Below are 7,725 nucleotides of genomic sequence, written 5' to 3'. Positions count from 1 at the left end.
GATCCACCTCGCCACCAACGTTCTACAATCGACATTCACCTTCATCGCATCAACGCCTTCTCACTATGGAAACAGGCTGCAATGCTTGACGCCTAAAGGCGGCTGCAGAAAACGTGTGCGACCAGCTTCAGGTTAAGTTGATAGCGCCATCTATTGTTTGTCATCGCAGGTGTGCTTGGTGGAGACGCTGTTTGCTCCGGTAATTGCATTGGTGGGCGGCTGCTTCCGGACCGGAAAGGGATTGGCAATTGGAGGAAAACATTAAGACCAAGTTCGAGTTAAGCTGACAGCTTCTGCGTGAGTTCAGCTCTTTTTTCTTGCGATTGCTTCTGATGAACTCGTATCACAACTTCAAATGCTCTCAACCGTTTGTATATCGATATCAACTCAACAATGGTACTCCATGAATTGACGAGGAACTGAAAAGAGCTTTCTACCCGTCCAAATGCACGTACAATCTGCTGCATCATACCAAGGGTAATCGCACCAGAAACAATTGTTGGGCCAAGCGCAATATAAGGCACAACGACCCCAAACTGTAGATAAGACCAGCGTGCGACGCCAAAATACAAGTAATGAAGATAGAGGCGAAAATAGTTAGTACGCACATCACCAAATAGCTCTCTAATACTTTTGGGGTGGGCATGTTTTTCGCTATCTTCCGCAAGAACGAGTTCTTTGCGGTAGGCTGCTTCAACTTTCTGGTTTTGAAACTCTAATCCTGGTAGTTTGATGCCAACCACAGCGAGCAATACTGTGCCGAACACCGCAAAAAAAACTGCTACAAAAATGAGAGCGTTATCAATTTGACCAATGACAGGGAGCTCTGTGATTTCAGCGGAGAGGCCCCATAGAATAGGCAGGAAAGCCATCAGAGTCATAATAGAGCGCATAAAGGAGACCCCAAGCCCCTCCATGATGCGGGCAAAACGCATAGTGTCTTCCTGAACACGTTGTGATGCACCTTCGATATGGCGAACCAAATGCCAATTCTGCATATAGTAGTCGTTCATGGCTTTGCGCCAACGAAAGATGTAGTGCTGGATGTAGAATTCAAGTATTACGGCGATCACTATTAAAAAAACAGCGATCTCAGCAAAATTAAGCAGCTCAGCAAGATAGGTCTCGTAACTAACAGAGCCAGGCTCAGCCAAAGCCTTCTGGATCATATTGTAAAATGTACCGAACCACTCATTAATCTCCACATCCAGCTGAACCTTATACCAAGTCACCGACAGTATCAGAATGGACCCAAGTACAGACCAATGAAACCATTTGAGATTTCCAAAAAAAGAACGGTACAAATCTTAAATCTCCAATCAGCATGAGCCGGCACCCGATTTGTCTTACAAAGTGCAGTTATTCTATTAATCCAAGTCTCTTTGCAGCTTGGCGAATAAAGTTACAATACTTTGTTTTTTCATCTTCATTCATTTCTTTAGGTGACGGAATAGCCAATTGGTGAAATAAGGCGATATTTTCAGGGTGTCTGAAGTAATCAGGATTAAAAATTTTACTTACGCGGCGTTCAACCGAAATTTTATTATATTCTAGGTTGCATAATGCCTCTGACGAAATAACAATGGCGAGCTTTTCAACTTCTTCCTCAGCATTTGCTGTAAGGGTATATTTAAGTGTGGCTAGAAGCAAAATGAAAGGTAAAAGCCGCATTAAGAAATCCTCTTTGAGTGAAGATAATAAACAAGGGCGTTGCCGAAAATATATTTCAGAATATTAACCACTTCCGAACGCGGTATCTATAGATTTAACAATGATATTTCTTCAGGTATAATTTAATAGGCAGGCTAAGAGAAAGTAGAGATCCACTATCTAATTATCTTTTCGCTTCCGATCGACCACGATAGGAGAGTAATGGGATGGACGGCGGTTCTGTCGCAAAGTTTAATCGGTTTTCTGCTCCCGTATTTTCGGGTACAATCAGCTTGCTCTGAATTCATGGCTTGAGGCTTGTTGCATTGATCAGTTTTAAAGGCGTCCAATACCCAAAAGATGCGATCTTGTATGCTGTTTTTTTTCTACGTCCGCTATTCGGTTTCCTACCGCGAACTGGAGGAAATCATGCAAGAGCGCGGCGTAGAAGCTGACCACGCTACTCTCAATCGCTGGGTTGTAAAATATTCACCGCTGATTGCAGACGAAGCCAGGAAGAAAAAGCGAAAAGTTGGAACCTCATGGCGCATGGATGAAACCTACCTGAAGGTCAAAGGTGAATGGGTTTACCTGTACCGTGCCATTGATAAACATGGTGATACCGTTGACTTTATGCTCTCAAAAACCCGCGATGAAGCAGCAGCGACTACGTTTTTTGAGAACGCCATTGGCAGCAATTTATTGCCGGAGAAAGTGGTGATGGACAAAAGCCGAGCCAACCGGGCTGGGCTAATTAACATCAACCTCTATTTGCTTCTTGCTGGCTATTGGTGGTCTTTCATTGATATCTTGCAGGTTAAATACCTGAATAATATCATTGAGCAAGATCACCGCTTCATCAAGAGGCTGACCAAACCAATGATGGGCTTCAAGGCCTTTCATTCAGCTCAAGCGACAGTTGCTGGTATCGAGACCGCTCATCTGATCAGGAAAGGCCAACTGGATCAGCAGGTCGTTCCAGCCTACCGTCAGTTCATGGCGCTCGCAGGATAGTTGCGCCTGCACCCAAGGTGTATTGCAAGCAGGCCACAAGTTTGCGACAAAACCTAGCGCCTGTTCTCGGATATCTCTGTAGATTCTGTATTATTACAAAAGTGAAGTCTTTTTTGTAGACTACCGATAGCCATCTATTTGTGAATATTGTACTGTTTCGATGTATGCTTATCAATAAAATAGGCTCTGAGTATTTTAAGGTTGTGTTCTCAAACTTGTGTTCTGGAAAAGTAATGAAACGAATATTGATTACCTCAGCGCTCCCCTACATTAACGGTACTAAGCATCTCGGAAACTTAGCTGGGTCGATGTTGCCAGCGGATGCTTACGCTCGTTTCCAAAGAGCGATGGGGAACGAGGTGCTCTATATCTGTGCAACAGATGAGCATGGCACACCAGCCGAAATCGCTGCAACGAAAGCTGGTCAAGATATACAGACCTTCTGCACAAAACAGCATGACGTACAAGCCCAAGTCGGAAAAGCATTTGGTATGAGTTGGAATTGGTTCGGCAGAACTTCAAGTTCTGCGAACAAATATTTGACACAGCATTTTGGCGAGGTTCTAGCGCGTAAAGGGCTTATTGAAGAGCGTACAGACCAGATGATATTTTCCCCTGATGATGAGAGGTTTCTACCAGATCGATACGTAGAAGGTAATTGTCCACATTGTCAGTTCGACAGCGCTCGAGGAGATCAATGTGATAATTGCGGAGAACTACTTGACCCCGTGGATTTAATCAATCCATATAGTGTAATTTCAAACGCTAGAAACCTCGAAGTTAGGCCCACCAAACACTTACACTTGCGTTTATCGAAACTTCAAGAGACGGTAAAGATATGGGTAGATGAACGTGCGCAAAACTGGCCATCGTTAACGCGTTCTATTGCCTACAAGCACTTAAATGAAGGGGTAAGTGATCGAGGAATAACTCGTGATTTGAGTTGGGGAGTGCCCGTAACAAAAAATGGGAAAATACGAGAAGGATTTGAAGCGAAAGTATACTATGTTTGGTTTGATGCTCCGATAGGGTACATTGCTGCAACCATGGACTGGGCAGAACACCATGGTTCGGACTGGAAGCGATGGTGGCGCGTTGATCAAGGTGCAGATGATGTCACTTATGTTCAGTTTATGGGTAAAGACAATGTCGCCTTCCATACTGTTAGTTTTCCTGCAACTCTGCTAGGAAGCGGAGAACCTTGGAAAACAGTTGATCAACTTAAATCGTTCAATTGGTTGAACTGGTATGGAGGGAAATTCTCGACATCTCAACAACGAGGTGTTTTTATGGATCAAGCTCTCAAGATACTTCCGGCTGATTATTGGCGTTGGTATATCTTGTCTAACGCACCAGAGAATGATGATAGTGCATTCACATGGGAACGTTTCCAAGTTTCCGTAAACTCAGATCTCGCTGATGTTTTGGGTAATTTTGTCAACCGTGTTTTTAGGTTTGCTCATTCTCGTTTTGATGGCAAAATTCCTACCATCACCTCAATGGGTGCATTGGAAGATAAACTCGTCAAGGACCTCTCACAAAGCATCGAAACAATTACTTCACATTTCGAGGCAATGGAATATCGTAAAGCAACAAGGGAGTTGCGTAGACTTTGGGTTAAAGGGAATGAATATTTTCAAAGTGCTGAACCATGGTCTAAAATTAAAACAGATCCACAACGAGCGGGAACCAGCGTGTACATTGCGCTTAGTCTTATTCAAATTATTGCGAGACTTTCTGCTCCTTTTGTTCCATTTACATCGGAAAAGATTTTTATGGCTCTTGGTAAACAAGATAAGCTCACCTGGCCAACAAAAGATGCTCTTGACGAAATTACAAGTTTGCAGTCAGGAGAGAACCTAGGCGAATTAGAGGTTCTATTCCGAAAAATATGTACCGATGATATAGAAAACTGGTCGACAGTATACGGTGGAGCGCTATCGGTTTAACGCTAGCATTAGTTCTGGTGATTAAGTAAGAAAGATAATTTCAGTTTCGATCAGTGGTTTTGTCGCAAACTTGGGGCAAGGACAAGATCTGTCAAAAATCGCACGGTAAGACAGACAAACAGAGAACATTGGAATGTTCAAAAGGATATCTACCTATTTTATGGCCAAGTAATTTGTCCCTATCAGTAAACGGACATTATTAGGCACCTTACTGACTATAAAAGATAAATTGCTTAGCGTACGCCTGCGAGCAAAACTTGTTCTGGCCCCCAGAAGCGGAACCAGCGCCAGGCTCAAATCTGGGTGGACTTCGATAAACGGTCGCACTGTTGCATCAAAGCGTGTGTGTTTAATCCGTTCCTGCAGACGCAGGCCGTAAACCTTCAAGAGCCCGCGTACCTCGTTTGTCAAGTCTATGCATTTACGCAAGCAGGCCTTGCGACTGCTCAGGAGCGTACGCATTGCATGCGAACGGCGGCTTTTCATATGCACTGGGCTATACCAGCCGGAGCGCAGAACCTGCGCTATGCCGGTGCATCATTCTTATCGGTCTTGTTACGCATAGCAGACAGAGCCGCATTCACTTGCCTTGCCTCCATGCAGACAACGTCAAAGCCGTGTTGTTCCTTCAAGCCGTAAAACAGAGGCTGGCTCATTGTTCCAGCTTCAAAGCCAATGCGGGTGATAAGCAACGACGTCTGAGCTAAGGTATTGGCGATAACATCAACTTCGCAGGCAACCGAGCGTTCAAATATAATCTTGCCTTCGCCGTCAATCACACAGATCGAAACAGACCGTAAAGAAACATCTAAACCAGCATAGTATTCCATGGTACTCTCCCATCCTCGCAGCAATATGCTGCGATCTTAACAGGAGCTGTCCTCTCATGAAGGACGAGCCCGATTACGCATGCTAATGGTTATGTTGCAACGTGCTAGGAATAACTAGAAGTTCTCAGAGTGAGTTGCCGCGACCTGTTGAATCCACCGCCAACTGCGGACATTCATTCGGCTCTATCAGGGGCTGAGACTGTTTGCTTGAAGGGTTTTGACCGTCTCCTTCAAACTGACTCGTCACTATTTCCAAAACCATAGGATTTTGTTGGCAGAAGCCTAAATCGTACGGCACTGTTATGAAATCAGTCGTTGACTTTGAGTGATGATAACTGCCAGCATCACCGCAAAGTTATAATTTACATGTCTCACTGCGTAGGGCGGCATTACGATCCATTTGAGACCCAGTTCTTGGAAGGTGGTTAAATGCTCGAACGCTCAAAACCTCATGTCAAAGCTATCTGGAAGTAAGCGCTCGGTGAAGCCGACCTAACGATGATGGCTTTGGCAAACTTATGTTAGCGATCAGCATTGGCTTTAAACAGCATGGCGTGCACCTTCACTGAAAGAAAGAACAGCTAGAATATACGCCTGAAGCGAATTTACGCAACAGCGTCGGGGTCATCCTCCTCAAGCGCGCGCCACACCATCACGCTCCTATAGTATCGAGAGTACGTGGTTGAATATGGGGCCTCCGTGCGTATAGAACTCATTGATTACCGAGAAGTGATCACCCTGTTCGATAATCCGCAAATCTGCCTCAACACGATTATGGACCAAGTGATCGTAGAAGTCTTTGGTTTGTGCTTGATATTCGGCGCTTTCCTTAGAGCCAGCATAAAGAGTGAATTTCGCTCCGCGATGGCATGGCAAATGTAAAGGACTCATGAAAGGCAGATCTTCCGGTGAAATCCCCATCTGGTAGTTTTGAGCGTCGTGCATGTAAGGTTCCATATTGTAACCACCAGAAAAAGCAACTACGTTCTTGAATATAGATCCCGGTAGATCTGGATCTAATTGTGACCAATTGAAGACACCCATGCAAGCAGTCAGATGTGCACCTGAAGAGTGCCCCGCAACTGATATTCTGTCTCGATCTATGCCCCATTTTTCTGCGTTGACATAAAGATAGCGGATCGATTTCTTAACGACTTCGATCATTTCTTGAATAGAGACATCTGGCACTTGCGGGTAGTTGAGATTTGCAACCAGGACATCTTCTTGAGTGAATGAGTTTGCAATCTGGTAGTAGATGTCCTTTTGTGTGTACTGCCAATAACCACCATGAATATGGATCAGTAGTGGGCGCAGTGCTTTTTGATCTTTTGGCACAAAGAGATCCAAGTTACTGCGATAGAATGGTTGACCTCCGGTAGTAATTTCATGTTTCTCACAGTGGCTTGAAAGCTTCGTTTCGATCCACTGCTTTGCGAGTTCCCCAGCATCCGGGGACGTGAAAAACGTATGGAATTGGTCGAACAACTCCTTGGAAGTGTAGCCATCGAATATAACATCATTGCCTTCAGGAAGCTGAACAATATTAGCTTCAAAGGTGAACTTGTCGTCTTCGACCAGCGCAACATCTCCGAAGCGCCCCCCCCCCATTGTCCTTCGGTAAATGTCATCGACTTTTGGTAATTTTTCCATTACATCGTCGATATCGGGCGCACCAATCGTCAAGTCATGCACATAACAACGTTCCATTCCCAATTCGTCGTATTTTTGACGAAGGCTGTTCGAATTTTCCTCAACGGCCTCGAGAATATTGTTTTTTTTGCTGGAAACCTTAACATTCACTATGCGGCCATCATTGGTTTTGAAGCGCGGCGGGTATTGGTTCACGTAAGAAATCTTCATGGTGATCCCTCTTTTCTGAAATCAAAACTGAAGATACACATGGGATGTAAAAATCCTTAGAATTAATCAGCTTAAAATGGCCGCTTAGCGAATATAATGAAATTTTCCGGGATCAGGAACGAACTCCAGAGCGGACGCATACCAGGGAATCCGGAGAGAGCTTGAATGTTCAGTATGGTCGCTCAACAACAAGCTGACCGAAATCAACCTTTGATTGAAGTGACATGCTAACTGGACCTTCCTAGAATTAGGCCGAATGTCCGCAAATGGTCACAAGCGATTTGCTGCACCCGCGAAGGTGTCCGTCGTCGAATGAAGTTAGACAGAATTAGCTTCTGAATAGCGGCGTGTTTGGCCCGGTTTGCATGTTGATGTTAAGCGGCTTGCGCGTGGTAACGCAAGCGGCGATTTTGAAGAGTTCT

General features: G+C 44.7%; 6 protein-coding genes. 2 read left to right on the top strand and 4 right to left on the bottom strand.

The window, feature by feature from the left end; all coding sequences use genetic code 11:
* Window positions 1-278: 278 nt before the first annotated feature.
* Both sbmA and PsAD26_RS17135 read right to left on the bottom strand, forming a co-directional pair.
* The gene (gene sbmA / locus PsAD26_RS17140) at window positions 279-1,304 is read right to left on the bottom strand and encodes a peptide antibiotic transporter SbmA (protein WP_063311431.1); all 1,026 of its coding nucleotides are present in this window, start codon (window positions 1,302-1,304) and stop codon (window positions 279-281) included.
* Between the two features lie 55 nt (window positions 1,305-1,359).
* Window positions 1,360-1,671 carry a hypothetical protein gene (locus PsAD26_RS17135; RefSeq protein ID WP_063311430.1) on the bottom strand — a complete coding sequence of 104 codons (312 nt, stop codon included), beginning with the start codon at window positions 1,669-1,671 and terminating at the stop codon, window positions 1,360-1,362.
* 305 nt (window positions 1,672-1,976) lie between these two features.
* On the opposite strand from PsAD26_RS17135, the gene PsAD26_RS17130 reads away from it, so the two are divergent.
* A protein-coding gene (locus PsAD26_RS17130; protein WP_244278264.1) for an IS6 family transposase occupies window positions 1,977-2,664 on the top strand; the annotation gives its coding sequence in 2 pieces (ribosomal slippage) (window positions 1,977-2,030 and window positions 2,032-2,664; 687 coding nt in all).
* A 233-nt stretch (window positions 2,665-2,897) separates the two neighbouring features.
* Window positions 2,898-4,613, top strand: a complete 1,716-nt coding sequence (gene metG / locus PsAD26_RS17125) for a methionine--tRNA ligase (protein ID WP_063311429.1) — start codon at window positions 2,898-2,900, stop codon at window positions 4,611-4,613.
* Between the two features lie 524 nt (window positions 4,614-5,137).
* Here metG and PsAD26_RS17120 read toward each other — a convergent pair.
* Window positions 5,138-5,443 carry a transposase gene (locus tag PsAD26_RS17120; protein WP_063311428.1) on the bottom strand — a complete coding sequence of 102 codons (306 nt, stop codon included), beginning with the start codon at window positions 5,441-5,443 and terminating at the stop codon, window positions 5,138-5,140.
* A gap of 660 nt (window positions 5,444-6,103) precedes the next feature.
* Window positions 6,104-7,303 (bottom strand): alpha/beta hydrolase, encoded by a 1,200-nt coding sequence (locus PsAD26_RS17115; protein ID WP_063290896.1) that lies wholly within the window; start codon window positions 7,301-7,303, stop codon window positions 6,104-6,106.
* Between the last annotated feature and the right edge of the window lie 422 nt (window positions 7,304-7,725).

It is taken from the genome of Pseudovibrio sp. Ad26 (assembly GCF_001623285.1).
Lineage (GTDB): Bacteria > Pseudomonadota > Alphaproteobacteria > Rhizobiales > Stappiaceae > Pseudovibrio > Pseudovibrio ascidiaceicola.
The sequence above is the reverse complement of the archived record's forward strand: the minus strand, read 5'-3'. Positions and strand labels throughout refer to the sequence as shown.